The 24659-nt window shown below is 67.1% G+C and carries 23 protein-coding genes and 1 tRNA gene; 17 read left to right on the plus strand and 7 right to left on the minus strand.

The window, feature by feature from the left end; genetic code table 11:
• Window positions 1–17: 17 nt before the first annotated feature.
• The 3 genes from CYR75_RS03935 to CYR75_RS03945 all read left to right on the plus strand — a co-directional run bounded on the left by CYR75_RS03935 (window position 18) and on the right by CYR75_RS03945 (window position 1988).
• Complete coding sequence (locus tag CYR75_RS03935; protein WP_101498932.1) at window positions 18–602, plus strand: DUF4202 domain-containing protein; 585 nt, start codon at window positions 18–20, stop codon at window positions 600–602.
• A 79-nt stretch (window positions 603–681) separates the two neighbouring features.
• Window positions 682–1629: a DnaJ C-terminal domain-containing protein gene (locus tag CYR75_RS03940; protein ID WP_101498933.1), complete on the plus strand. Its 948-nt coding sequence runs from the start codon at window positions 682–684 to the stop codon at window positions 1627–1629.
• A gap of 2 nt (window positions 1630–1631) precedes the next feature.
• The gene (locus CYR75_RS03945) at window positions 1632–1988 is read left to right on the plus strand and encodes a hypothetical protein (protein ID WP_101498934.1); all 357 of its coding nucleotides are present in this window, start codon (window positions 1632–1634) and stop codon (window positions 1986–1988) included.
• Window positions 1989–2009: 21 nt separating this feature from the next.
• Here the strand turns inward: CYR75_RS03945 and smpB are convergent, their stop codons facing one another.
• The gene (gene smpB / locus CYR75_RS03950; RefSeq protein ID WP_101498935.1) at window positions 2010–2483 is read right to left on the minus strand and encodes an SsrA-binding protein SmpB; all 474 of its coding nucleotides are present in this window, start codon (window positions 2481–2483) and stop codon (window positions 2010–2012) included.
• 170 nt (window positions 2484–2653) lie between these two features.
• Between smpB and CYR75_RS03955 the strand changes: the two genes are divergently transcribed.
• The 3 genes from CYR75_RS03955 to CYR75_RS03965 all read left to right on the plus strand — a co-directional run bounded on the left by CYR75_RS03955 (window position 2654) and on the right by CYR75_RS03965 (window position 6461).
• Window positions 2654–4327: a thiamine pyrophosphate-binding protein gene (locus CYR75_RS03955; protein WP_101498936.1), complete on the plus strand. Its 1674-nt coding sequence runs from the start codon at window positions 2654–2656 to the stop codon at window positions 4325–4327.
• A gap of 94 nt (window positions 4328–4421) precedes the next feature.
• The gene (sseA, locus tag CYR75_RS03960; protein ID WP_101498937.1) at window positions 4422–5279 is read left to right on the plus strand and encodes a 3-mercaptopyruvate sulfurtransferase; all 858 of its coding nucleotides are present in this window, start codon (window positions 4422–4424) and stop codon (window positions 5277–5279) included.
• The gene (locus CYR75_RS03965) at window positions 5280–6461 is read left to right on the plus strand and encodes an amino acid aminotransferase (protein ID WP_101498938.1); all 1182 of its coding nucleotides are present in this window, start codon (window positions 5280–5282) and stop codon (window positions 6459–6461) included.
• 386 nt (window positions 6462–6847) lie between these two features.
• Here the strand turns inward: CYR75_RS03965 and CYR75_RS03970 are convergent, their stop codons facing one another.
• From CYR75_RS03970 to ubiA, 3 genes are all read right to left on the minus strand, one after another.
• The gene (locus CYR75_RS03970; RefSeq protein ID WP_192876680.1) at window positions 6848–7186 is read right to left on the minus strand and encodes a hypothetical protein; all 339 of its coding nucleotides are present in this window, start codon (window positions 7184–7186) and stop codon (window positions 6848–6850) included.
• The gene (locus tag CYR75_RS03975; protein WP_101498939.1) at window positions 7183–9243 is read right to left on the minus strand and encodes an OmpA family protein; all 2061 of its coding nucleotides are present in this window, start codon (window positions 9241–9243) and stop codon (window positions 7183–7185) included. Before CYR75_RS03975 ends, CYR75_RS03970 begins: the two co-directional genes overlap by 4 nt.
• 162 nt (window positions 9244–9405) lie before the next feature.
• Window positions 9406–10368, minus strand: a complete 963-nt coding sequence (ubiA, locus tag CYR75_RS03980; RefSeq protein ID WP_101498940.1) for a 4-hydroxybenzoate octaprenyltransferase — start codon at window positions 10366–10368, stop codon at window positions 9406–9408.
• 11 nt (window positions 10369–10379) lie between these two features.
• Here ubiA and CYR75_RS03985 point away from each other — a divergent pair, with 11 nt between their 5' ends.
• The 8 genes from CYR75_RS03985 to CYR75_RS04020 all read left to right on the plus strand — a co-directional run bounded on the left by CYR75_RS03985 (window position 10380) and on the right by CYR75_RS04020 (window position 18168).
• Window positions 10380–11096, plus strand: coding sequence for a 16S rRNA (uracil(1498)-N(3))-methyltransferase (locus CYR75_RS03985; protein ID WP_101498941.1), 717 nt, complete (start codon window positions 10380–10382; stop codon window positions 11094–11096).
• A 272-nt stretch (window positions 11097–11368) separates the two neighbouring features.
• On the plus strand, window positions 11369–11575 hold the full coding sequence (locus tag CYR75_RS03990; protein WP_225972829.1) for a DUF1127 domain-containing protein: 207 nt from the start codon (window positions 11369–11371) through the stop codon (window positions 11573–11575).
• Between the two features lie 221 nt (window positions 11576–11796).
• Window positions 11797–12378: a peptide-methionine (S)-S-oxide reductase MsrA gene (gene msrA, locus CYR75_RS03995; protein WP_101498942.1), complete on the plus strand. Its 582-nt coding sequence runs from the start codon at window positions 11797–11799 to the stop codon at window positions 12376–12378.
• Window positions 12378–13247: a 50S ribosomal protein L11 methyltransferase gene (locus CYR75_RS04000; RefSeq protein WP_101498943.1), complete on the plus strand. Its 870-nt coding sequence runs from the start codon at window positions 12378–12380 to the stop codon at window positions 13245–13247. The genes msrA and CYR75_RS04000 overlap by 1 nt, the downstream gene beginning before the upstream one ends.
• 20 nt (window positions 13248–13267) lie before the next feature.
• Entirely contained in the window at window positions 13268–14095 is an 828-nt protein-coding gene (locus CYR75_RS04005) for a hypothetical protein (RefSeq protein ID WP_158644566.1), read from the plus strand.
• Window positions 14096–14183: 88 nt separating this feature from the next.
• On the plus strand, window positions 14184–15317 hold the full coding sequence (locus tag CYR75_RS04010; RefSeq protein WP_225972830.1) for an ABC transporter ATP-binding protein: 1134 nt from the start codon (window positions 14184–14186) through the stop codon (window positions 15315–15317).
• A gap of 94 nt (window positions 15318–15411) precedes the next feature.
• On the plus strand, window positions 15412–16440 hold the full coding sequence (locus CYR75_RS04015; RefSeq protein ID WP_101498945.1) for a Fe(3+) ABC transporter substrate-binding protein: 1029 nt from the start codon (window positions 15412–15414) through the stop codon (window positions 16438–16440).
• Window positions 16441–16482: 42 nt separating this feature from the next.
• Window positions 16483–18168 (plus strand): ABC transporter permease, encoded by a 1686-nt coding sequence (locus CYR75_RS04020; protein WP_101498946.1) that lies wholly within the window; start codon window positions 16483–16485, stop codon window positions 18166–18168.
• Window positions 18169–18204: 36 nt separating this feature from the next.
• Here the strand turns inward: CYR75_RS04020 and trpB are convergent, their stop codons facing one another.
• The gene (gene trpB / locus CYR75_RS04025) at window positions 18205–19434 is read right to left on the minus strand and encodes a tryptophan synthase subunit beta (RefSeq protein ID WP_101498947.1); all 1230 of its coding nucleotides are present in this window, start codon (window positions 19432–19434) and stop codon (window positions 18205–18207) included.
• 98 nt (window positions 19435–19532) lie between these two features.
• Between trpB and CYR75_RS04030 the strand changes: the two genes are divergently transcribed.
• From CYR75_RS04030 to tcmP, 3 genes are all read left to right on the plus strand, one after another.
• Window positions 19533–19622: transfer RNA gene (locus CYR75_RS04030), tRNA-Ser, on the plus strand.
• 381 nt (window positions 19623–20003) lie between these two features.
• A complete protein-coding gene (locus CYR75_RS04035; RefSeq protein ID WP_101498948.1) occupies window positions 20004–20771 on the plus strand; it encodes a DUF5131 family protein in 768 nt (255 codons plus the stop codon).
• Window positions 20771–21922 carry a three-Cys-motif partner protein TcmP gene (gene tcmP / locus CYR75_RS04040; protein WP_101498949.1) on the plus strand — a complete coding sequence of 384 codons (1152 nt, stop codon included), beginning with the start codon at window positions 20771–20773 and terminating at the stop codon, window positions 21920–21922. The genes CYR75_RS04035 and tcmP overlap by 1 nt, the downstream gene beginning before the upstream one ends.
• A 12-nt stretch (window positions 21923–21934) precedes the next feature.
• Here the strand turns inward: tcmP and CYR75_RS04045 are convergent, their stop codons facing one another.
• The gene (locus tag CYR75_RS04045) at window positions 21935–23086 is read right to left on the minus strand and encodes a restriction endonuclease subunit S domain-containing protein (RefSeq protein ID WP_101498950.1); all 1152 of its coding nucleotides are present in this window, start codon (window positions 23084–23086) and stop codon (window positions 21935–21937) included.
• Window positions 23086–24651 carry a class I SAM-dependent DNA methyltransferase gene (locus tag CYR75_RS04050; RefSeq protein WP_225972831.1) on the minus strand — a complete coding sequence of 522 codons (1566 nt, stop codon included), beginning with the start codon at window positions 24649–24651 and terminating at the stop codon, window positions 23086–23088. The genes CYR75_RS04045 and CYR75_RS04050 overlap by 1 nt, the downstream gene beginning before the upstream one ends.
• Window positions 24652–24659 lie beyond the last annotated feature (8 nt).

Genomic DNA, 24659 nt, shown 5'->3' on the forward strand with positions numbered 1-24659 from the left:
CACGGCAAGATGCGGCCATGAACAGCAGACTGACCGATGTATTCGCCCGAATCGATGCGGCCAACGCCGCCGATCCCAACCTGACCGACGGCCAGCCGGTCGAGCTTCTTTACGGTCAACGCATGACCGCCGAGCAGCGCGCCCTGTATCCCGACGCCGGCGAGGCGCTGCAGATCGCCTGCCGCGGCCAGCATATCGAGCGCTGGCGGCTGCCCCGCAGCGAGTTTCCCGAAGGCCGCAAGGGCTATCTGGACTGGCGCCGCGAACAGGCCCGCCGCCATGCCGACCGCGTCGCCGGCTTCATGCGCGAGGCAGGCTATGACGACGACCAGATCGAGACCGCCGGCCGGATGATCCGCAAGGAAGGGATCAAGCGCGATGATGGCGTCCAGGCCCTGCAGGATGTCGCCTGCTTCACCTTCATGCGGCACTATATGGCGCCGTTTGCCCAGACCCAGTCGCCCAAGGACATGGACCGCATCGTCAATCTGACCGCGCGCAAGATGTCGGCCATGGCCCGCGACCGCGCCCTGCAGGAATTCGACATCCCCGAGCCGCTGGCGTCGCATTTCCGCGATCCCGCGCCCGAGGTAACGGGTTGAACATCAGGCCGCGCGGGCCGACATAAGGGGCGGACGGAACGGGACCGATGGTGCAAGGTTAGACGAGGCAAGACAGAACATGGACGATCCCTACAAGGCGCTGGGCCTGACCAGGAACGCGACCCAGGCCGAGATCAAGAAAGCCTATCGCAAGATCGCCAAGACCGATCACCCCGATCTGAACCAGGACCCCGCCGCGGCCGAGCGTTTCAAGGCCGCCGCGACCGCCTATGACCTGCTGAAAGACCCCGAGCAGCGCAAGCGCTTCGACGCGGGCGAGATTGACGCCCATGGCCAAGAGCGGCAGCAGCAGCGCTTTTATCGCGACTTTGCCGAGCGCGGCGACAACCCCTATCGCCAGTATTCGACGGCCGGGCAGGGCGATTTCTCGGACCTGTTCGAGGATCTGTTCGGCGCCCGCGGTGGGATGGGCGGCGGCATGGGTGGCATGGGTGGCGGCGGCGCAGGCGGGTTCGGGCGCGGCGCGGGCGCGCAGGGGTTTGACATGCGCGGGCAGGATCTGCGGTTCGATCTGCAGATCGACTTCATGACCGCGGCCAAGGGCGGCTCGACCCGAATCGTGCTGCCGGGCGGCGACGCGCTCGAGGTCAAGATCCCCGAAGGGGCGCAGGACGGCCAGACCATCCGGCTGCGCGGCAAGGGCGGCCCCGGCCATGGCAAGGGCGGGCCGGGCGACGCCTATCTGACGCTGCATGTGGCCGATGACCCCGACTGGCGCCGCGACGGCAACGACGTGACCATCACCCTGCCCATCGCGCTGGACGAGGCGATCCTGGGCGGCCGCATCGCGGTCCCGACCCTGGGCGGCGAGGTGGCGATGAACCTGCCGCGCGGCTCGACCACGGGGCAGAAGCTGCGCCTGAAGGGCAAGGGGATCAAGGGCGGCGATCAATATGTCGAGCTGAAGGTGGTGATGCCGCGCCAGATCGACGACGAGCTGGCCGAGTTCATCACGAAATGGCGCGCGGACCACGCCTATGATCCGCGCAAGGGGATGGGGAGCTGAGGATGGCCGACTATACCGCAGAAGACCTGATCGCCGTGATCGATGATCTGACCGATGCGCGGCTGACCCATTATATCCGCATCCGCGCCGTGCAGCCGATGATCTCGGCGCAGGGCACCCGGTTTCGCGAGGTCGACCGTGCGCGGGTCGAACTGCTGTGCAACCTGTCCGACTGCTATGGCCTCGACGATGACGCGCTGTCGCTGGTGATGTCGCTGCTGGACGAGATGCACGGGCTGCGGGGCGAGGTGCAGGCGCTGATGCAGGCGCTGGCGCGCGAACCCGACGATGCCCGCCGCCGGATCAGCGCGCGCATCCGCGAGGTCCGCACCCCCGACGGCAGCCCCGACCGACACTGACAGCGGCCAACGGCGGGAACGCTACTGGCTCTGCTTCAGCAGGCGCTGTTTCTGCCGGTTCCAGTCGCGCTGGGCCGAGGTCTCGCGCTTGTCCGCGACCTTCTTGCCCTTGGCGATGCCGATCTTCAGCTTCACCAGCCCGCGATGGTTGAAATACATCACCAGCGGCACCAGCGTCATCCCCTCGCGCCCGACCGCCGCCCAAAGCCGGGCCAGTTCGCGGCGCGAGACCAGCAGCTTGCGCCGGCGACGCTCGTCATGGCCGAAGACGCCGGCCTGCTTATAGGCGGCGATATAGCTGTTGATCAGCCACAGCTCGCCATCCTCGACGCTGGCATAGGATTCGGCGATGTTGGACTGGCCGCTGCGCAGGGATTTCACCTCGGACCCGGTCAGGACGATACCGACCTCAAGATCGCTTTCGATGAAATAATCGAACCGCGCCCGGCGGTTCTCGGCGATGATCTTGTAGTTGGGGTCTGATTTCGGTGCCATGACCGACCCCAGATAAGCGCAGACCCGGCCGAAGTAAAGGCGTCGCCCACGCGGCGCGACAGGGGCGCGGCAGCGCGCTTCAGGGGCGCGACAGGCTGGAAACCGCGCGCGATCCGCGCCACAACAGGCCGGGGGCCGGCCAGCACCGGCGCGGAAGAAAGGGACAGGCGATGGACGGCAGCAACAGCACGCGGCATGGCGGGCAGATCCTGGTCGATGCGCTGCGCCTGAACGGGGTCGAGCGCGTGTTTTCGGTGCCGGGCGAAAGCTTTCTGGCGGTGCTTGACGGGCTTTACGACAGCGGCATCCAGAACATCGTCTGCCGGCAAGAGGGCGGCGCCGCGATGATGGCCGAGGCCCATGGCAAGCTGACCGGGCGGCCCGGCATCGCCATCGTGACGCGCGGGCCGGGCGCCACCAATGCCAGCGCCGGCGTCCATGTCGCGCGGCAGGATTCGACGCCGATGATCCTGCTGGTCGGCCAGATCGCCCGCGCCGACCGCGACCGCGAGGCGTTTCAGGAACTCGATTACCGCCGCGTCTTCGGCGGTCTGGCGAAATGGGTGGCCGAGATCGACGACATCGCCCGCATTCCCGAATACATGGCGCGGGCCTTTCATCTGGCCATGTCCGGCCGCCCCGGCCCGGTGGTTCTGGCCCTGCCCGAGGACATGCTGTCGGCCTCGGCCACCATCGCCGATCTGCCCGCCGCGCGTCCGGTGATGAACGCGCCCTCGGACAGCGCCGTCGATGCCGTCCTGGATGCGCTGGGCAAGGCCGAACGCCCGCTGATCGTGCCCGGCGGCTCGGTCTGGTCGGCGCGGGCGGCGGATGATCTGGCCCGGCTGGCAGAGGCGTGGCAGGCGCCGGTCGCGGTGCCCTTCCGCCGTCAGGACCGGATGGACAACCGCCTGCCGCAATATGTCGGCGATCTGGGGGTGGGGATGAACCCGGCCCTGGGCGCGGCGCTGCGGCAAGCGGATCTGGTGATCTCGCTCGGCTCGCGGCTGGGCGACACGCTGACCGATGGCTATGCGCTGATGAACCCGGCCGAGGGGCAGGGGCGGCGCATCGTCATGGTCCATCCCGACCCCGACCAGATCGGCACGCTGTGGCGCGCCGATCCCGGCATCTGCGCCGATCCGCAGGCGATGCTGGCGGCCCTTGCCAGCCGCAAGGCCACGCGCAGTTTCGCCGACTGGACCGCCGGCCTGCGCGCCGCCTACGAAGACTGGCAGCGCCCCCGCCCGACACCCGGCGCCGTGCGGATGGAGGAGGTGATCGGCTGGCTGTCCGCAAACCTGCCCGACGACGCCGTGCTGACCAATGGCGCGGGCAATTACGCGGCCTTCCTGCACCGCTATTTCCGCTTCAAGCAGGCGTTCACGCAGCTTGCCCCAACCTCGGGCAGCATGGGATACGGCCTGCCCGCCGCCATCGCCGCCAAGTTGCAGATGCCCGACCGGACGGTTATCTGCCTCGCCGGGGACGGGTGCCTGCAGATGACGGTGAACGAGCTGTCCACCGCTGCGCAGCATGGTGCCAACGTCATCGTGATCGTCGCCAATAACGGGCAATACGGCACCATCCGGATGCATCAGGAACGACACTATCCCGGCCGCGTCTCGGGCACCGGACTTGCCGCGCCCGATTTTGCCGCGCTCGCCCGCAGCTATGGCGGGCATGGCGAGACAGTGACGGCGCAGGCCGATTTCCTCGACGCCTTCGCCCGCGCCAGGGCGGCCGAGCGGCTGGCAGTGATCGAGCTGCGCCTCGACCCCGAGGCGCTGACCAGTTCAAGCACGCTCAGCCAGATCCGCGCGCAGGCGATGGCACGCGACTGAGACGGAACCGGCGCGGCCAAGCGATTGTTAACTCTGTTGCCCCCTGCCGGTGCGGGGGTTACAGACATTTCAAACGCATCGCGTGGGGGTTTTCATGCAGGACGATCCGCAGAGCCTGGTCTCGGTCGAGTGGCTGGCAGAGCATCTGAACGACCCGGGGCTGAGGCTGCTGGACGCCAGCTGGCACATGGCCGCCACCTGCCGCGACCCCCGGGCCGAGTTCGACTCGCGCCGGATCCCCGGGGCGCAGTTCTTCGATATCGACGCGGTGTCCGACAGCGGCAGCGACCTGCCGCACATGGCCCCCCCGCCCGAGGTCTTTGCCGCCCATATGCGCCGGCTGGGGATCGGCCCGGACGATCAGGTCGTGGTCTATGACGACGCCGACACCCACAGCGCCGCGCGGGCGTGGTGGACCTTTCGCCTGATGGGGCATGAGCGGGTGGCGATGCTGGATGGCGGGCTGAAGGCGTGGACGGCGGCGGGCCATGACCTCGCCCATGCAGAGCCGCGCCTGCGCGACCCGGTCGACTATACCCCCAGCCCGCGCCCGGCGCTGGTCCGCGATGCGGCGCAGGTCGAGGTCGCATCCCGCGACGGCGGCGAGCAGATCGTCGATGCCCGCTCGCCCGAGCGGTTTCGCGGCGAGGCGCCCGAGCCGCGTCCGGGGCTGCGCGCGGGCCATATCCCGCAGGCGCGCAACGTGCCGGTCGGCCGCCTTTATGACGACAGCGGCCGCATGAAGCCGCTGCCGGAACTGCGCGCGGCGTTCGAGGAGGCGGGCGTCGATCTGTCCCGCCCGGTCATCACCAGCTGCGGTTCCGGCATCACGGCGGCCTCGCTCAGCCTGGCGCTGGAACGGCTGGGACATCGGGCAACTGCGCTGTATGACGGGTCCTGGGCCGAATGGGGCGCCGATTCCAACCTGAAAATCGCTACCGGAGACGCATGAATGCTGGGTAATCTGAAACCGCAAGCCGCCGACAAGATCCTGTCGCTGATGGCCGACTTCAAGGCCGACACCCGTCAGGGCAAGATCGACCTTGGCGTGGGCGTCTACAAGGACCCCAACGGCCTGACCCCGGTCATGCGCGCGGTGAAGGCGGCCGAGCAGCGGATCTGGGAAAACCAGGCCACCAAGGCCTATACCAGCCTCGCGGGCGACCCGGAATATCGAGATGCGATGCAGCAGATGGTGCTGGGCGACACCGCCTCGGGGCGGGTGGCCTCGGTCGCGACGGTGGGCGGCACGGGCGCGATCCGGCAGGCGCTGGAACTGGTGCGGCTGGCCAACCCGGACACGGTGATCCACGTCTCCGACCCGACCTGGCCCAACCACCTTTCGATCCTGAACTTCATGGGTCAAGCCCATGAGATGTATCCCTATTTCGACAACGACACCCGCGGCGTCGCGTTCGAGGCGATGCTGGACGCGCTGGGTCGCGCCAAAAAGGGCGACGTGGTGCTGCTGCATGGCTGCTGCCACAACCCGACCGGCGCCAACCCGACCGCCGCACAGTGGGACGAGATCGCGGGCGTGCTGGAAAAGACCGGGGCGATCCCGCTGATCGACCTGGCCTATCAGGGCTTTGGCGACGGGATCGAGGCCGACGCGCAGCCCACGCGGATGATCGCCGAGCGCCTGCCCGAGGTTCTGATCGCCGCGTCCTGCAGCAAGAATTTCGGCATCTATCGCGAGCGGACCGGCATCCTGATGGCGCTGAGCGACAGCGACAAGACGCGCGATCTGGCGCAGGGGGCGATGGCCTATCTGAACCGCCAGAACTACAGCTTTCCGCCCGATCACGGCGCGCGGATCGTCTCGACCATCCTCACCGATGCCGAGCTGAAGGCCGACTGGCAGCAAGAGGTCGAAGAGATCCGCCAGACCCTGCTGAGCCTGCGCGAGCAACTGGCGCAAGAGCTGCGCGACCTGACCGGCACCGACCGCTTCGACTTCATCGCGCGTCACCGCGGCATGTTCTCGCGCCTCGGCGCCACGCCCGAGCAGGTCGCCGCGATGCGCCAGATGGCGGGCATCTACATGGTCGGCGATTCGCGCCTGAACATCGCCGGCCTGAACCGCGACAGCGTTCCGGTGCTGGCCCGCGCCATCGTCGAAGCGGGCGTCTGAGGGTGTTTGCGAGCTAGGGCGCGCGAGTTTCAGCGTCTGAAGTGTAGAGTTGGCGCCGGTGCGATTGGATCGCGCCGGCGTTTTTCGTTGTAGTGACCGAGCGGACGGCGGTCCCCGCGCCAAGAGTCGTCTGGGCGACAGCGTTTCAGTAAAAGCAGCTAAACTCTGCGTGGAACGACCGCAGCAAATGGCAGCCGACACAGGGATGAGTGGTCAAGGGTCTGGGGCGATCAGTTGCCAGTCGGGCCGCCTGTTTATGACCCAAGAGCTACGGAGCACCGGCATCTCCGAAACTCCACCAAACTGCAATCGCTCACCACGGTTCAGACGCGGCCCGCTGCCAAGGACGGCCAGTCACGCGGTCCCAACCGGTTATGAAACCCGCTCTAGCTCGTCGGCCCCAGATGCCGCTCGATGTAGGCGCGCAACTCCTCGATCTCTTCCGAGGCTTCCTGCATGGCGCTGCGGGCGGTGGCGAGTTCGGTGGCCGAGAAGGCGAGGCGTTCGTGCAGCGCGGCCTCGCGCTGGCCCCAATCGGTCGTCGCCTGTTCGAGCGCGGTCTCGGCCTGATGCAGATCGGCGGCAAGGCGGTCCAGCACCCCCAGCTCGGCGCGGCCGGGGCGGGTCAGGCGGTGGACCAGCCAGCAGGCGAACCAGCCCAGCAGGAAAGCCGCGCCAAGGGTCAGCGCGATGGCCATCGTCAGATTGTCATGGGTCAGGGTCATGGCGCCTCTGTGTCGGTTGCGGCGTCTTCGGGCCGTGCGGCGGGGCGGGGCGTGTCGGGCGTGGCGTTCAGCACGGTCGCGGGCGGCTCGATCACCGGGGGCGGGGCCAGCGTTTCGGCGCCGGGCAGCGGGATCGACAGCGTGCCGGGCAGTGCGGTCAGGCCGGTGGCATCGGCGCCGTCAGACTCGCCATCCGCCGCCGCCCCGTTGCGGCCAGCGGCGGCGCGTTCCAGGCTTGCGGCGGCGGCCTCGGGCGTGGGGGTGTGGCCGCGCAGCTCTGGCGCGGCGGGCAGGGCGGGGGCGACCGGGTCGGGGGCCAGCAGCGTCACCTCGATCCGGCGGTTCGCCTCGCGGCCCTCTTCGGTGTCGTTTTCGGCCACCGGGCGGGTCTCGCCGTAGCCATTGGCGACGATGTTGGCGACCGACAGCCCCTCATCGCGCAGCCGGTCGAGCAGCGCCGTCGCCCGCGCCCGCGACAGCTTGAGGTTCGATTCGTCGCCGCCCTGCGCGTCGGTATGGCCGGCGATCTCAATCCGGTAATCGGCGCAGTCGGCCAGGATCGGCCGCAACTCGTCCAGCATCGGGCCGACATCACCGACAATCCCCGCGCCGCCCGGCTCGAACCCGATCTGTGATTGCAGCAGCACCGCGTTCAGCCGATCCACGCAGAGCGCGCCCGACGGCAGCGTGATCTGAGGGTCGAGCAACCGGTCATAGCTGATCGAGAGGCTGTATTCCGCCCCCGCCCCCAGCCGGTCGGCAAGCGCGGCAATGGCCTTTTCCGGCGCCAGCGCATCGCCGCTGACCCCGCTCAGGCGGATCTCCTCGCCGGTCACGGTCAATTCGCCCCGTTCCAGCAGGCCCATTGCATCCAGCCCGGCCATGACCCGCGGCGCCCAGCCCGCGGGCAGCGAGGGGTCGAGCGTCAGCGTCCCGTCGGTCGCCCCGATCTGGGCGCGGGCGAGCGACTGGACGGTCTGGCGCATCGTCTCGTCGGGCAGAACGCCGGACAGCCTCGCCTCGCCCTGTTCGGTGATCTCGGCGGTGAACAGCGCCGGGCCCTGGGTCTGCATCTCGGACTGCGAGACGTTCAGCACCCAGCCCGCCGGCAGCTTCGCGGACAGCCCGTCCCGCGCGGTGGTGAGGGCCTCCGTCGCCACCTCCGGTCCGGCAGTCAGGCGGATGTTGCGGTCGGTGATTTCCAGCGTCGCGTCGCCCAGATCCTGCGCCGCCTTGATCCCCGCCGTCGCCGCCTGCACCCAGCCTGCGGGCGCGCCGATGCCCAGCGGACACTCGGCCTCGGCCCCTGCCTGCGCGGCGGCGGCAAGGATCTGGTCGCGGGCCTGTTCGGTATCGGCGGCGCAGGGGGTCAGTTCGGCGGGCGCATCCGCCGCGTGCTGAAAGCGCAGCGCATAGGGCGCGATGACGGGCAGGGGCGCGGTCACGGAAATCTCGGGCGTGATTGCGGCGGGCGCGGCGTTGCGCAGCGCGGCCTCGAGCCGGGGCTTGTCGTCGGGGGTGGCGACCACGGCCTCGATCGCGACCCGGCCCGGAGAGACGGCGACGGTTCCCTGCTCGATCAGGGCCGCCGCGCGCAGCCCGTAATCCATCGCCTCGGTCCAGCCCTCGGGGGCGGGAAAGGCCGCCGTGCCGGTCATGTCGGTCAGCGCCAGATCGGGCTGCGACAGGGCCTTGGCAAAGCCCTCACGCCCGCTGGCCGCCGGGATCAGCCCGATCAGCGAGACCTCGTCCCCCTGCCGCAGCAGCTTCAGCGAGAAATCCGGCGCCTGCAGCATGTCGCGTTTCGCCAGCCGGATCTCGTCGCGGATCTGGCGGTCATCGACGACGCTGCCGGCGGCGGTCAGCACCCGGAACCGCGTCACCTCGTCCGGCGCGGTGCCGGTCAGGCGGATCACCAGCCCGTCGGCGCGCACCGTCACCCAGTCAAAGCCCGCATCCGACAGCGTCGCCCGCATCCGCGTGGCGCGGTCGTCCCGCAGCGCATCGGCCAGATATTCCGCCGCCGTCCAGCTTGCCGCCGCGGCCCCGCCGATCATCAGCAGGGACAGCAGCAGCGGGGCCGCGCGGCGGCGCGGGGGGGGGCTGGGCCAGCGAGGCGGCCGGGGGTTCAGCGGGCGTATCGCTCATGCAGACGGGTTAATGTCGACGGGCGAGGTTGTAAATCGAAACTACCGACACGATGCCGTGTCGCGCGTCCCTCATTGCAGCGCCGCCTGCAGGATCGCCGCCAGCGCCAGCCCCACGGCCAGGATCAGCCCGGCATCGCGGTTCGAGCGGAACAGCCGCAGCTGCACCGCGTCGCTGTCCATGTCCAGCTGGTAAAGCTGCCAGACCAGATGCGCCGCGAACCCGGCAAGGGCGGCCAGCGCCACCCACCAGCCCGCGCCCTCGGCCCCGGTGGCGGCAATGGCCACCGCCAGCAGCGTGACCGAGATCGCGCCGAACACCGCCAGCCAGCGCGGCGCGTCCCGACCGAACAGCAGCGCGGTCGAGCGGACGCCGATCAGGGCGTCATCCTCGGCGTCCTGAAGGGCATAGATGGTGTCATAGAACACCGTCCAGGCGATGCCGGCGAACCACGCGATGACCGGCGCCGCGTCCAGCCGGCCCTGATGGGCGGCATAGGCCAGCATCGCGCCCCAGTTGAAGGCGATACCCAGAAACACCTGCGGCCACCAGGTGAAGCGCTTGGCAAAGGGATAGATCGCCACCGGCAGCAGGCTGAGAAAGCCCAGCCAGATCGCCGCCCCGTTCAGCGTCAGCAGGATCACCAGCCCGATCAGGCTTTGCAGCACCAGCCAGCCCACCGCGCCCCGCAGCGTCACCTGACCCGAGGGGATGGGCCGCTTGCGCGTCCGGTCGACCGAGCCGTCGATGTCGCGGTCGGTGATGTCGTTCCAGGTGCAGCCCGCGCCGCGCATGACCAGCGCGCCGATCCCGCAGGCCAGAACGATCCACAGGTCGACCAGCCGCGGCCGGTCGGCCAGCATCGCCAGCCCCACCCCCCACCAGCATGGCAGCAGCACCAGCCATGTGCCGATGGGCCGGTCGATCCGGCTAAGGCGCAGCCAGGGGCGCCAGCTTGCGGGGGCGTTGTGGTCGACCCAGTTTCCGCTGACGGCATCGCGCACGGCATCTGGTCTTTGCAGGGCGGGTTTCATAGGAAGGTCTCATGTCCAGGGTCCGGCTGTTCATAGATCACCCGCTTGGGGCGGGGCAAGCGGTCGGGCTGACCGCGGACCAGGCGCATTACCTGTTCGGGGTGATGCGGCTGGGGCAGGGCGACCGTCTGACCGTCTTCAACGGCCGCGACGGCGCGTGGTCGGCCGAGATCGCGGTCGCCTCGAAACGCGGCGGGCAGGTGACGGTGCTGGCGCAGACCGCGCCGCAGCAGATGCCGCCGGATCTGTGGCTGCTGTTCGCGCCGATCAAGAAGGCGCGGACGGATTTCATCGTCGAGAAGGCGACCGAGATGGGCGCGGCGCGGATCATGCCGGTCCAGACCGAGTTCACCAATGCCGAGCGCATCCGTCAGGACCGCCTGCAGGCCCATGCCGTCGAGGCCGCCGAGCAATGCGGCGGCACCTTTGTCCCCCCGGTCGCGGATCTGGTGCCGCTGCGTCGCGTGCTGGCCGACTGGCCGCCCGAGCGGCGCATCCTGTGGGGGGACGAGGCCCGATATGGCCCAGCCGATACCCTGGCCGGGCTGGCGCGGGGCCCTTGGGCGGTGCTGATCGGCCCCGAGGGCGGCTTTTCGCCGGCTGAGCGCGAGATGCTGGGGGCGCTGGATGTCGTCACACCGATCAGTCTGGGGCCGCGCATCCTGCGGGCCGACACGGCGGCGGTGGCGGCGCTGACGCTGTTTCAGGCGCATCTCGGGGACTGGTGATGCTGCGGTGCAGCATGGATAAGAGCAGTCCCGGTGCCCTTCGGCCCATGGCTTCAATGCGGCAGATCGTCCCACGCACGAGATAATTCCCGCAAATATCGGTTTTTCGGTAGAAAATGCCCCCTCGCATGAGGTTCCTGCATAGCTGGGTTGCGGTTGTGGGGCTGGTTGCAGGTGCAGCATTGGGCTATGTTGAGTGCAAGCCAAACAGAGATGAACGACCGCGCCGTGACCGATGACTGCCCGGCGCCGACGCAAGAAAGGACGATACCATGACGATGATGACCGCATCCGCCACGACCACCCATGCCAAGGCCCCGCTGGGCCGCGACCTGCTGGCCCGCATCGGCGACACGCTCCGCGACTGGGCGCTGCGCCGCGAGACCCGTCTGCAACTCGAGCGGCTGAGCGACCGCGAACTGACCGATATCGGTCTGTGCCGCGCCGACATCGACGGCGTCGTGAACGGCAACTTCTGACCCCGGCGCAGCCTGACGCTGCGTCACCAGATCAAAACCCCGGCCCGCCCCCGTGCGGCCCGGGGTTTTTTCATGCCGTTTTTTCGCTTTCGGGGCAGGGCTTTGCGCGGCTGCCTCTGGTCAATGCGCCGGGCGATGCCATATTCTGCCATGAACGCGCGCCACATGCGAACCTGTCAAAGGTTTCGGACGTTGGGGCGCAGATGCAGAAAAGGTGACACATGGCCAATCACGCGATCTTCGACCGACCGATGGACGCGCCCATCCCCGCCGGATACGAACAGGCGGTCTTCGGCATGGGCTGTTATTGGGGAGTCGAGAAACTGTTCTGGGAACAGCCCGGCGTGTGGATGACGCAGGTCGGATTCGCCGGCGGCACCACCGAAAACCCCACCTATCGTCAGGTCTGCGCCGGTGGCACCGGCCATGGCGAGGTGGTGCGTGTGGTCTATGACCCGGAGCGGATCAGCTATGACCACCTGCTGAAGCTGTTCTGGGAAAACCACGACCCGACGCAGGGCAACCGCCAGCACAACGACGTGGGCGACCAGTACCGCTCGCTGATCATGTATGATAACGAACACCAGAAGGCGCAGGCCGAGGCGTCCAAGATCGACTACGACAACCGCCTCGCCGTTGCGGGCAAGCGCCACATCACCACGCAGATCCTGCCGCTCGACCGCTTCTGGCCCGCGCCGGAAGCCGATCACCAGCAATATCTGCACAAGGTGCCGGATGGCTATTGCAACATGCGCGGCACCGGCGTCGCCGCGGCCATGCCCGAAGGGCACGAGCTGCCCTGATGGCGACTTGGACCGCCCTGACCCATGTCGCGGGCCGCGAGGCCGCCGAGACGCTGTCCGACCTGTGCGAGGGGCTGACCCCGGAACCCGTCGGCACCGGCATCTTCGAGATCGAGGATGGCCGCGACCGCTGGGAGGTCGGCGCCTATTTCACCGAAGAGCCGGACGAGATCTCGCTGGCGCTTCTGGCCGCCGCGCAGGGGGCGAACCCCTTTGTCATCAGCGAGTTGCCTGATGTCGATTGGGTCGCCCATGTCAAGCGCGAGCTGTCCCCGGTCGAGGCCGGGCGGTTCTTCGTCCATGGCAGCCATGACGCCGACCGCGTGCCCGCCCATGCCGAGGGGCTGCTGATCGAGGCGGCGATGGCCTTTGGCACCGGCCACCACGACACCACGCGCGGCTGCCTGCTGGCGCTGGACCGGCTGGCGGAAAGCGGCTGGGTGCCGCATCGCGTGGCCGATATCGGCGCGGGGACGGCGGTGCTGGCGATGGCTGCGGCACGGCTGTGGCCGGTGGTGGTGCTGGCGTCCGACATCGACCCGGTGGCGGTGGATGTGGCGTCGGCGAATGTGCTGGCGAACGGCTTGGACGGGCGGGTGGTCAGCATTCAGGCGGTGGGCTTCGACCATCCGATGCTGGACGAGGCCGCGCCCTTTGATCTGGTGCTGGCGAATATCCTGAAACAGCCGCTGATCGAGTTGGCGCCGGATATGGCCAGCCACATCGCGCCCGAGGGCCGGGCGATCCTGTCGGGCCTGCTGGTCAGTCAGGCGGACGAGGTGATCGAGGCCTATCGCGCCGCCGGTTTCGTGCTGGAATCGCGCGAGGATCTGGGCGAGTGGACCGCCCTTGTCATGCAGCGCTGCTGATCGCGCCCAAGGAGGCCGCCTTGTCCGACCCCGCCCGGCCGATCCCCGCCGAACCTGCTGGGCGCGATCCCGCGCCGCCTGCCGAGACAATCAGGCCGCTCTGGCCCGCACTCTTCGCCCCGACCAGTGCCGAGTCCGGCGAGGTGGGCGCGGTCCTGCCGGCGCCCGATGTTCCGCTGGCCGCGTTTCTGACCGCGACCGTCCCCGGCACGCCGCAGCCGCCCTGGACCCGACGCGCGGCGCGGCTGCATGTGCATTTCCAGCGCTTGCAGCCGGAATTCGCCGGGCGGCCCTATCTGGCGCTGCTCTGCGCCTGCACCATCGTCTGCCTGCGCCGCGACGCGGGCGACCAGCGCGCGCTGACCCTGTTCCGCCGGATGCTGGCCGAGACGGGGCCGGAACTGGCGGCGGCAATGAACAGCCGCTGGCTGGCCTCGATCTGCGACACCGTGGTGGACACCGCCGATAATGACACCGACCGTGCGGCGGGGATGATCGGCAGCGTCTTTGTCAGCACGCTGAAGCTGGCCGAGACCGAGATCCGGCTGTATCACTCGCCGCGCCCCTGGCCGCCGCAGGCCCGGCTGCGGGCGGGGGGCGAGATCGGCGACGGCTTGCAGACCCTGTTCACACCCACATCGGGCGATATCGACAACATCCTGACCCGGATCGAGCGCGGATTGCAGATCGCCTCGCCCTTGCGGCCGATCCTGACGGCGCTGTTCGACCGTGCGCTGGCGCAGGACAGTTTCCTGTCGCGGATGATCTCGCTGTCGGGGCAGGCGCGTCTGCCCATGGCCCCGGCCGAGCGGGTGGACCGCCTGCGCCGGATCATGACCAAGCTGTGACGCCCGCCGCCGTTGGATATTTCGCGCAGCGGTGCTAACACAGCAAGCTGCGCGGCCCGACCGCCGCCCGATAGAGACGGAGCCGATCATGGACAGCATCCACGCCCCCCGCACCGCTGTCGAGGACGCGATACCCGCGCTGGCGCTGACCGGCGTGATGCGCAGCTTCTCGGGCCGGCAAGTGCTGTCCGACATCTCGCTGACCGTGCCGCAGGGGCATATCACCTGCCTTCTCGGCCCCTCGGGCTGCGGCAAATCGACCCTGTTGCGCCTGATCGCGGGGGTGGACCGGCCCGATGGCGGGCGGATCGAGCTGAATGGCGAACCCATCGCCGATGACGGCATCTTCGTGCAGCCCGAGAACCGCCATATCGGCTTCATGTTCCAGGATTACGCGCTGTTTCCGCATCTGAGTGTGCGCGACAATCTCGCCTTTGGGCTGAAGCATCTGGACCGCGCCGCCCGCGCGCAGCGGATCGACGAGATCGCCGGACGCATCGGCATTACCGCGCTGTTGCCGCGTTTTCCGCACTCGCTGTCGGGGGGCGAGCAGCAGCGGGTGGCGCTGGCCCGCGCGCTGGCGCCGCAGCCGGGCATCCTGCTGATGGACGAGCCGTTCTCGAACCTCGACCGGGGCCTGCGCGAACGTGTGCGCCGCGATACGACCGAACTGCTGCACCAGCTTGGCACCACGGCCATCATCGTGACGCACGACCCGGAAGAGGCGCTGGCCATCGGCGACATGATCGTGCTGATGCGCGACGGCAAGATCGAGCAGCAGGGCACGCCCTTCGACATCTATGACCGCCCCCGTTCCGCCTATGCGGCCGAGTTCATGGGCCCCTGCAACCGGCTGGTCGGCATCTGGCGTCATGGCGAGATCGAAACGCCTATCGGCCGCTTTGCCGGCACGCTCGACCTGCCCGAAGGCTCGCCCGCGCTGGCCTGCATCCGACCGCAGGCGCTGTCGGTCGAGGCGGACGGGGCCGGCATCTCGGCCCGGATCGTGTCCAAGACCTTCATCGGCGAAAGTGAGCAGATCGAGGTCAGCGTCCACCCGCTGTTCAAGCCGCTGCGAATGCACAGCCATGAACGCATCCCGATGGGGGTGGGCGAAAAGGTCAGCCTGCGCCTGAACGGCGCGCAGATCCACATTTTTGAAGACGGCGCGCTGCCGCTGGCGGCCAGCGAGGGCGTGCGCGCGGGGCCGCCGAGATCCTGACCATTTTAATGGTTGACTGTTTGGGTCAACCAATTAAACCTGTCCCCGGAACGAAGCCCCGCCCTGACGGCGCGGCCCTTATCGGAGAGACCGGATGACCCGACCCCACAGCCTGACCGCCGCCCTGCTGGGCAGCGCGATGTTGATGACCACCGCCGGCGCGGCGCTCGCCGCGGATGAGCTGAACCTGTATACCTCGCGCGAGCCGGGTCTGGTCGAGCCGCTGCTGAAATCCTTTACCGAGTCGACCGGGATCAAGGTCAACACCGTCTTCCTCAAGGACGGGCTGGCCGAGCGTGTCGAGGCCGAGGGCGACTCTTCGCCTGCCGATGTGCTGATGGCGGTCGATGTCGGCAACATGGCCGATCTGGTCGACAAGGGGCTGACCCAGCCCATCGAGTCCGACGTGCTGGAGGCGAACGTCCCCGAAGAGCTGCGCGACCCCGACAACAACTGGTTCGCGCTGTCGACCCGCGCCCGCGTCGTCTATGCGGCCAAGGATCTGGACATCGACTCGATCACTTACGAGGATCTGGCCGACCCGAAATGGAAGGGCCGCCTGTGCATCCGCTCGGGCCAGCACCCCTATAACACCGGGCTGTTCTCGGCTTTCCTGACCCATCACGACGAGGCCGAGACCGAGGCCTGGCTGACCGGGATGCGCGACAACCTGGCCCGCAAGGCCGGCGGCGGCGACCGCGACGGGGCCAAGGACATTCTGGGCGGCATCTGCGACATCGCGGTGGCGAACTCGTATTACGTCGGCCGGATGCGGTCGGGCGATGGCGGCGAAGAGCAAAAGGCCTGGGGCGACGCGATCAAAGTGCTGCTGCCGACCTTCGAGAATGGCGGCACGCATGTGAACATCAGCGGCGCCGCCGTGGCCAAGCACGCCCCCCACAAGGAAGAGGCGGTGCAGCTGCTGGAATATCTGGTCTCGGACGAGGCGCAGAAGATCTATGCCGAGGCGAATTACGAACACCCGGTCAAGCCGGGCGCGCCGCTTGATCCGCTGGTCGCCGATTTCGGCGAGCTCAAGGTCGACAGCACCCCCCTGACCGAGATCGTCAAGCACCGCAAACAGGCGAGCGAGCTGGTCGACAAGGTCGGCTTCGACAATTGATCCCCGGCCGCGAACGGGGTAGGGGCGCTGCGGGGTGACCGTATGACGTCCACGACCGAGACTTCGCAACGCCGACATGCCAGGTCCGGCCGCATCCGCGGCCGGGCCTGGATTGCGGCCAGCTATGTCATCGCCGCGCTGGTGGCGATGCCGGTGCTGGCGCTGCTGTGGCAGGCCTCGCGCGGGTCGGCCGGGCTGTGGTCGCATCTGGCCGCGCATGTGCTGCCCCACGCGATCAGCCAGACGGTGACGCTGCTTCTGGGCGTGGGCGTGCTGGTCGCGCTGATCGGCACCACCAGCGCGTGGCTGGTCACCGCCTATGATTTCCCCGGCCGGCGGATGCTGGAATGGGCGCTGCTGCTGCCGCTGGCGGTGCCGACCTATATCATCGCCTATGCCTATCTGGACCTGCTGCACCCGCTGGGGCCGGTGCAGGGCGCGGTGCGGGCGGTGCTGGGCTATGACAGCCCGCGCCAGTTCCGGCTGCCGGACATCCGCTCGATGGCCGGGGCGATCCTGCTGCTCAGCTTCGTGCTGTATCCCTATGTCTATCTGCCGGTGCGGGCGATGTTCCAGACCCAGGCCGCGAACCTGATCGAGGCCGCGCGCACCCTTGGCACCAGCCGCAGCGCGATCTTTCGTCAGGTGGCGCTGCCGCTGGCGCGTCCGGCCATCGCCGTGGGCGTCAGCCTGGCGCTGATGGAGACGCTGAACGATATCGGCGCGTCCGAGTTTCTGGGCGTGAGGACGCTGACCATCTCGATCTATACGACATGGGTGACGCGGTCGGACCTGCCCGGCGCGGCGCAGATCTCGCTGGCCATGCTGATCATGGTCGTGCTGCTGGTCTCGCTGGAACGCTGGGCCCGCCGCCGCCAGCGCTACGCCGCCAACGCGCAGCGCGACCGCAGCTTTGCGCCGCAGCAACTGACCGGGCGGTGGGCGCTGCTGGCCCTGCTGCTGGGCGCGACGCCGGTGCTGCTGGGGTTTCTGGTGCCGGGCGGTTATCTGGCCGTCGAGGCGTGGAAGCGGTTCCATTTCGCCGGGCTTTCGGAGTCGCTGTTCACCGAGGCCCGCAACACCTTCCTGCTGTCGGCCATTGCCACCATTGCGGTGCTGGCTTCCGGGCTGGCCGTGGCCTATGCCGCCCGCGCCTTTCCGCGGCGCGGCCTGCTGATCGCGCAGCGCGTGGCGACGCTGGGTTACGCCATGCCGGGTACGGTGCTGGCGCTTGGCATCCTGATCTGGGTCGCCGGCCTCGACCGCTTCATCGATCAGAGCGCGCGCGAGTTTCTGGGCCGCTCGACCGGCTTGCTGCTGATCGGGTCGGGGGTCGCCCTGGGCTATGCCTATCTGGCGCGGTTCCTTGCCATCTCGGTCGGCTCGATCGAGGCCGGGTTCAGCCGCATCCCGCTCAGCTATGACCACGCCGCGCGGACGCTGGGGCAGGGGGTCAGCGGCAGCATGTGGCGCGTGCATCTGCCGCTGTCGCGCGGCGCCGTGGCGGCCGCCGGGCTGCTGGTCTTTGTCGATTGCATGAAAGAGCTGTCGGCCACGCTGCTGCTGCGCCCGCTGAATTTCGAGACGCTGGCGACGCATCTCTATGGCGAGGCCGCCCGCGGCACCTATGAGGACGCCGCAATGGCTGCGCTGGCCATCGTGCTGGTGGGCCTGCTGCCGGTGATCCTGCTGGCCCGCAGCGGCCCCTCGCGCCGCGACAGCGTCTAGGCGGGCAGGGCCTTCACCGGCCGATCTGCGGCGGCATCAGCCGCCGGGATCGACCTCGACCCCCAGATGCTTGGCGACGGTGAAGATATCCTTGTCGCCGCGCCCGGACAGGTTCACCACCATCAGGTGATCCTTGGGCAGGTCGGGCGCGATCTTGCCGACATGGGCCAGCGCATGGCTCGGTTCCAGCGCCGGGATGATCCCCTCGGTCCGGCACAACAGCTGGAACGCCTGCAGCGCCTCGTCATCGGTGACATAGACATATTCCGCCCGGCCCTGATCATGCAGCCAGGCATGTTCCGGCCCGATGCCCGGATAATCCAGCCCCGCGCTGATCGAATGGCCGTCGAGGATCTGCCCCTCGTCATCCTGCAGCAGATAGGTCCGGTTGCCATGCAGCACCCCCGGGCGCCCGCCGGTCAGCGAGGCCGCGTGCTTCATCCGCGTGTCCACACCATGCCCGCCAGCCTCGACCCCGATGATGCGGACGCCGGGATCGTCGAGGAAGGGATGGAACAGCCCCATCGCGTTCGAGCCGCCGCCGATGCAGGCGATGACGCTGTCGGGCAGGCGGCCCTCGGCCTGCATCATCTGCTCGCGCGTCTCGCGGCCGATGATCGACTGGAAATCGCGCACCATCGCCGGATAGGGGTGCGGCCCGGCCACCGTCCCGATGCAATAGAAGGTGTCGCGGACATTCGTGACCCAGTCGCGCAGCGCATCGTTCATCGCGTCCTTCAGCGTGCCCTTGCCCGAGGTCACCGGCACCACCTCGGCCCCCAGCAGGCGCATGCGAAAGACGTTGGGAGCCTGCCGCTCGACATCGGTGGCGCCCATATAGACGATGCATTTCAACCCGAACCGCGCGCAGACCGTCGCCGTCGCGACCCCGTGCTGGCCCGCGCCGGTCTCGGCGATGATCCGCGTTTTGCCCATCCGCCGCGCCAGCAGGATCTGGCCCAGCACGTTGTTGATCTTGTGGCTGCCGGTGTGGTTGAGTTCTTCGCGCTTGAGATAGATCTTCGCCCCGCCCAGCTCCTCGGTCAGCCGCGGCGCGAAATAGAGCGGGCTGGGCCGCCCGACATAATGCGTCCACAGATCCTGCATCTCGGCGGCAAAGGCCGGGTCCTTCTGCGCACGCCCATATTCGGCCTCGAGCTCAAGGATCAGCGGCATCAGCGTCTCGCTGACGAAACGGCCACCGAAAATCCCGAAGCGCCCCTGATCGTCGGGCCCGTGTTGCAGCGAGTTGATACGGTCGGTCATGCGCGTCTCCTGTCGGTCAGAGCCGTGGTAGCGAAGCCCGCCCGCCCGCGCAAGCCGGGCTTGCGAACCCCGCCGCCACAGGCTAGCACCACGCCGTCGGAGGCGTGGCAGAGTGGTTGAATGCACCGGTCTTGAAAACCGACGAGGGGGCAACTCCTCCGTGGGTTCGAATCCCACCGCCTCCGCCACTTGCCCTTGCGAAAGCGTTCTCCCGATCCGGCTGTGGCCGGATTTTTCCGTTGTTTTCGAGGGTTATGCGGGTGGGGCTGTTAACCGGCCCACGTCCCGAAGGGCGCACAAGCGTTCTCTCCGGGCCGATATTCTCCGCACCTGTTAACCGCCGCGCTTCCGGTGAACAGCTTTAAGTCATTGCTTTAAAGTGATCTTTCGAAGTCCGTGATGCACGCGATTTGGAGAATCCATCTGGATGGCGAATGGAACAGAGATCGAACGCCGCCTGTTGCGCCGCGGTTCGGCTGCAGCTGGGACCAATCTCACCCCGGCCGCTGTTCGTGCTTTGTGCTGAGTCAGCCGCGTGTTACCGTTGTGAAAAAGTGTGAGGCGAGCAGTTGGCCCAGAAGTCAGACATCGAATGGACGGACGCGACGTGGAACCCGGTGACGGGCTGCACCAAGGTCGGTCCCGGTTGTGACAACTGCTACGCCGAGCGGTTCGCAGAGCGCTGGCGTGGAATCTCTGGACACCCCTACGAGCAGGGCTTTGACCTGACACTCTGGCCGTCGAGGCTGAAGCAGCCCGTGCTCTGGAAAAAGCCGCGGATGATCTTCGTGAACTCGATGAGCGACCTCTTTCACAAGGACATCGACCGTACATTCATCGACGCGGTGTTCGACGCAATGGAGCAGGCGGACTGGCACGTCTACCAGGTGCTGACCAAGCGCAGCTCGCTCATGCGCAACTACGTTCGGAAGCGGTATCATGGAGGGCCGGTCCCTCGTCACATCTGGCTCGGCGTTTCTGTCGAGGACGCCGCGCACGCGAGCCGGATCGAGCACCTGAAGCAGATCAATTCCGACGCACGCTTCATCTCGTTCGAGCCGCTGCTCGGACCGGTCGGGAATGTCGATCTGCATGGCGTCGCTTGGGCCATCGTCGGGGGGGAAAGCGGGCCTCGGGCTCGGCCCATGGACGAAAGCTGGGTCCGCCAGATCCGGGACATGTGCGGACGTGACGACGTCGCGTTCTTCTTCAAGCAGTGGGGCGGCGCAAGACCGAAATCCGGCGGGCGCCTTCTCGACGGCGAAGAGTGGAATGGCTTTCCCTGGCAGATCGTTCCCGAACCCATCATTCGCGCCCTGCAGCCCGAGGATGCCTGATGCCGCCCAGGATAGAAAACTATCACGGGCGCGAGCAGTCCTTCATCAAGCATCTGTTTCTCAACAAGTATCTCGAGTCCGCAGCCTACAAGCTTTTCCAAGGCAGATCGCCGGTCTTCAACTTCGTGGACGCCTTCGCAGGCCCTTGGCGGGTATCTGACACCAACAGGTATTCCGACGCTTCGTTTTCTCAGGCCATCGAAACACTGGAAACGGTTCGCAGATCTTTGCTCGATATGGGACGTCCCGGCCTCAAGGTCCGTTTTCGGTTCTGCGAACGGAACCCTGTATCCGTCGCGAAATTGCGGGAGTTCGCAGTCGAAAAGCCGGAGTTCGACATTCAGGTGTTCTCAGGCCAGTTCGAAGACAACCTCGACGGCATACGCGCTGCCTGCCGGGACGGCTTCACCTTCACATTCATCGATCCCACCGGCTGGAATGTTGAATCCGCCAAGGTTTTTGAGTTCCTGCGGAGCCTGAACGGCGAATTCCTGTTCAACTTCATGGCTGAAGAGGTGAACAGGCACGCTGGCTGGGATGGAGTTGCGGCATCCGTCGGTCGTTTCCTGGCAGATCCTGCTTGGAAGGATGCCTTCGAGGCGATGCCGGAGGGCTCGAACGAGACCAAGATCCTGCAGCTCCTGAAGGCCAAGATGAAGGAGGCCCGGGTCGCCACCTACCTGACCGATATGGCTATCCGAAAGCCGCGTGAGGATCGGATCAAGATGCGGTTGATACTCGGCACTCATAGCGGGATCGGCGTAGAGGTTTTCCGGACAGTTCAGGAAAAGGTGGAGAAGGAAGCGGTCCGCACGCGCCACGCCATCCAGACCGAGGAAAGCAGGCAGTCGCAGCTGTTTCCAGAGGACCAGATCATCGCGTTCGAGACCGATCGCGACGGGGTCGGATGCTCTGCTCATGTCGGTTGGGCGACCGAACTCCTGTTGCAGACGGTGTCACAGAGACCGGGGATCGCGTTCGGGCCACTTGCCAGTGAGGTGATGGAGCTAGTGCCGGTGCGGACCACACATCTCAACAAGATCGCGACGACTAACCGAAAGGCCGGCTTGCTGCGTTTCGACCTCCCAAATGGCAAACGGACGCCGAGCCCAGATACAAGACTCTGGACCGGAACGGCGTCGGACAAATAGGCCGGCTGATTTTCACGCCGCCTGATGCTGCCTCCCAAATGTCTCGTGCAGCATGGCCGGGATCAGGGCCTCCACATCCTGCGCGGTGTTGGCGCGGATGGTGCGGGCTTCGTGCGCCTTCGTCTGAAGGCGGTCGAACCACTTCTGGGTCTCCACCGGCGGCGTCGGCACGAGGATCGTCGGAAGCTTCTTGGATGACAGGGTCTTGTTGCGGGCAATCGTGCCGGGCGAGTGCCCAACGATGCTCGAGAAGCCTTCGTACGTTCTGAAATAGGCCATCAGGAAGCCCGGCGTCGCCAACTTCGGATTGACCTCGCAAGTCAACATGCGGTGGTTTCCGACTGTGCCCTCGTCATGCGCTTCCGCAACGGCGATAGCTCTTTCCCAAGCCATGAGGTTGCTGAATACTAGATCGCCCTCTTTCACCCAGAACAGGCTCTGCCAGCTGAACTCAGAACCAGGCATCGTCCGGCGGTGGAATATTCCGTTGTAGAAACTGCGGACGCCTATCTCCGTGTATTCCCGGGTAGCTTCGATCTCGACCTCTCGGCGCACCAGCGGCGCGACCTCGGCCATGGGGCGCAGGGGGGCGCCATCGATGGCGCGCTGGAAGGCTTTCAGCAGCAGCGCCTGCGTTTCGCGCTCGGCCGCCTCGATGGCGTTGCGGCGTTCGTCCACCAGTGCCGCGACCCTGTCGAGCTTTTCGACGATGCGGCGCTGCTCGTCGAGGGACGGACGCGGGACCATCATTCTCAGGAACTTGTCTTCCTTCATGCGCACTCGATTCGTCGATCCTTCGCTTGCCCGACGGCACAGGTCGATGAACTCGGGGGTGCGCGAGTACCACTCGAAGTAGTGCGGCATTACTCTTGAGGCGTCGATGTCGAAGCAAGGGAAATCGTTGCTGACCAAGGCGCCGTCCAATTCCTCGGGAACGATCCCATAGGCGCCGTGGCGAGCATCGATCCGCGAAAGCAGAAATTGGCCGGCCTTGGCACAGTACTGTCGCGCAGCGGCGATTGCGCTGCCCGGAACTTCACCACGAAGTGTCAAGCCCTTTCCCCAGAGTCGCGCCGTGATCTGCTTGTACTTACCGTCAGGTTCGACTGGTACCCAGCTTTCGGATTTGGTCAGGAAGTCCGAAATGGCAATCGATCCCCACATCACACGCGCTCCGCAAGCACGGCCTTGATCTCGTCCATGATGCCAATGATCCGCTGCTCCTGTGCGATGATCGCGTCCACGATCTCGGCCGGCGCACGGTGATCGACGACCTCACCGGAATGGGGGTTCTTGATGTCCAGGTTGCAGGCGACGACACGATCCTGATCGTCGCGCTGGATCAGGTCAGCGGCCGAGACCTTCCAAGCGCGCTCGTTCGGCTCGCGCTTCTTCCACCAGGCGAGGCAGTCCGCAAACTCCTCATAGGCCATCGGTGCGGTCTTCGAGTACTTCTTGCGGCCCTCAGGCAGCGGCATCTCGTAGTACCAGATGTCTTTCGTCGGTCCGGTCGTGTCGAAGAAGATCAGGTTGGCCGGGATGTCCGTGTAGGGCGCGAACACCCCTTCACGCAGCCGGACCACCGTGTGCAGGTTGAACTTCTCGAGCAGGTCCGCCTTGATCCGCGCCGAGATGCCATCGCCGAACAGCGTGCCGTGCGGAACGACGACCGCGGCCCGACCGCGCCCGGCCCGCTTCAGCCGCCGCATGATCAGCTGCAGGAACAGCAACGCCGTTTCGGCCGTGCGCCGGTCCTCGGGGAAGTTGTTGAGGATGCCTGCCTCCTCCTCGCCGCCGAATGGCGGATTGGTCAGGATGACATTGACCCGCTGGTCCTCGCCGATCTCCGCCAGGCGGAAGCGAAGGGCGTTGCCGGGGTCGATGCGCGGGGCATGCAAGCCGTGCAGCAGAAGGTTGAGCTGGGACAGCAGGAACGGCAGCGACTTGGCCTCGCCGCCGAAGAAGCTGTCCTCCTGCAGGATGCGCCGCTTCTCGACCGTATCGGCCTGGCGCTCGAGATGCTGAAAGGCCTCGGTCAGAAATCCCCCGGTGCCGCACGCCGGGTCGAGGATGGTCTCGCCCAGCTTGGGATCGGTCACCTCGACCATGAACCGCACAACCGGACGGGGTGTGTAGAACTCGCCTGAGTCCCCCGCCGCGTCGCGCATCTCTCGCAGCAGCGTCTCGTAGAGGCGGCCGAGGGTATGGACTTCCTCCGACGAGTCGAAATGGATGCCGTCGATCAGGTTGACCACGTCGCGCAGCAGGTAGCCACTTTCCATCCGGTTGGCGAAGCCCTGAAAGACGGTCGCGATCACGTCGCGCCGCTCTCGCCGCCCGTTGTCGCCGCGCAGACCGCGAAGATAGGCGAACAGCCCTGGGCCGCGGGTGCCGTCCGGACGCTCGGTCATTTCGGAAACGAGGAAGGACAGGAGATCGGGGCCGGTGATGCCATCCGCATCCGCCGCCCAGTCGCGCCAGCGATAAGGAGCCTCGATGATCGGGCGATAGTCCTTGCCTGCGAGTTCCGCGCGTCCTTCCTCGATCCGCTCCATGTCGTCCAGGAACTTCAGGAACATGATCCAGGTGAGCATCGGCAACCGATCGAGATCGCCATTCAACCCCTTGTCCTTCCGCATGATCTTGCGGGCGGACTTGATAATGCTGTCGAGACGCTGGGCAGTGGTCAGTTGCTTCGGCGCAGCCTTCTTACGGGCGGTTCTGGCCAAGTTGGATC

The organism is Paracoccus jeotgali, from assembly GCF_002865605.1.
GTDB classification, from domain to species: domain Bacteria; phylum Pseudomonadota; class Alphaproteobacteria; order Rhodobacterales; family Rhodobacteraceae; genus Paracoccus; species Paracoccus jeotgali.

What these genes read in the sequence shown, in the direction of transcription:
- CYR75_RS03935 (WP_101498932.1), top strand. Translation starts at nt 18, where the DNA reads ATGAACAGCAGACTGACCGATGTATTCGCCCGAATCGATGCGGCCAAC.
- CYR75_RS03940 (WP_101498933.1), top strand. Translation starts at nt 682, where the DNA reads ATGGACGATCCCTACAAGGCGCTGGGCCTGACCAGGAACGCGACCCAG.
- CYR75_RS03945 (WP_101498934.1), top strand. Translation starts at nt 1,632, where the DNA reads ATGGCCGACTATACCGCAGAAGACCTGATCGCCGTGATCGATGATCTG.
- smpB (WP_101498935.1), bottom strand. Translation starts at nt 2,483, where the DNA reads ATGGCACCGAAATCAGACCCCAACTACAAGATCATCGCCGAGAACCGC.
- CYR75_RS03955 (WP_101498936.1), top strand. Translation starts at nt 2,654, where the DNA reads ATGGACGGCAGCAACAGCACGCGGCATGGCGGGCAGATCCTGGTCGAT.
- sseA (WP_101498937.1), top strand. Translation starts at nt 4,422, where the DNA reads ATGCAGGACGATCCGCAGAGCCTGGTCTCGGTCGAGTGGCTGGCAGAG.
- CYR75_RS03965 (WP_101498938.1), top strand. Translation starts at nt 5,280, where the DNA reads ATGCTGGGTAATCTGAAACCGCAAGCCGCCGACAAGATCCTGTCGCTG.
- CYR75_RS03970 (WP_192876680.1), bottom strand. Translation starts at nt 7,186, where the DNA reads ATGACCCTGACCCATGACAATCTGACGATGGCCATCGCGCTGACCCTT.
- CYR75_RS03975 (WP_101498939.1), bottom strand. Translation starts at nt 9,243, where the DNA reads ATGATCGGCGGGGCCGCGGCGGCAAGCTGGACGGCGGCGGAATATCTG.
- ubiA (WP_101498940.1), bottom strand. Translation starts at nt 10,368, where the DNA reads ATGAAACCCGCCCTGCAAAGACCAGATGCCGTGCGCGATGCCGTCAGC.
- CYR75_RS03985 (WP_101498941.1), top strand. Translation starts at nt 10,380, where the DNA reads ATGTCCAGGGTCCGGCTGTTCATAGATCACCCGCTTGGGGCGGGGCAA.
- CYR75_RS03990 (WP_225972829.1), top strand. Translation starts at nt 11,369, where the DNA reads ATGACGATGATGACCGCATCCGCCACGACCACCCATGCCAAGGCCCCG.
- msrA (WP_101498942.1), top strand. Translation starts at nt 11,797, where the DNA reads ATGGCCAATCACGCGATCTTCGACCGACCGATGGACGCGCCCATCCCC.
- CYR75_RS04000 (WP_101498943.1), top strand. Translation starts at nt 12,378, where the DNA reads ATGGCGACTTGGACCGCCCTGACCCATGTCGCGGGCCGCGAGGCCGCC.
- CYR75_RS04010 (WP_225972830.1), top strand. Translation starts at nt 14,184, where the DNA reads ATGGACAGCATCCACGCCCCCCGCACCGCTGTCGAGGACGCGATACCC.
- CYR75_RS04015 (WP_101498945.1), top strand. Translation starts at nt 15,412, where the DNA reads ATGACCCGACCCCACAGCCTGACCGCCGCCCTGCTGGGCAGCGCGATG.
- CYR75_RS04020 (WP_101498946.1), top strand. Translation starts at nt 16,483, where the DNA reads ATGACGTCCACGACCGAGACTTCGCAACGCCGACATGCCAGGTCCGGC.
- trpB (WP_101498947.1), bottom strand. Translation starts at nt 19,434, where the DNA reads ATGACCGACCGTATCAACTCGCTGCAACACGGGCCCGACGATCAGGGG.
- tcmP (WP_101498949.1), top strand. Translation starts at nt 20,771, where the DNA reads ATGCCGCCCAGGATAGAAAACTATCACGGGCGCGAGCAGTCCTTCATC.
- CYR75_RS04045 (WP_101498950.1), bottom strand. Translation starts at nt 23,086, where the DNA reads ATGTGGGGATCGATTGCCATTTCGGACTTCCTGACCAAATCCGAAAGC.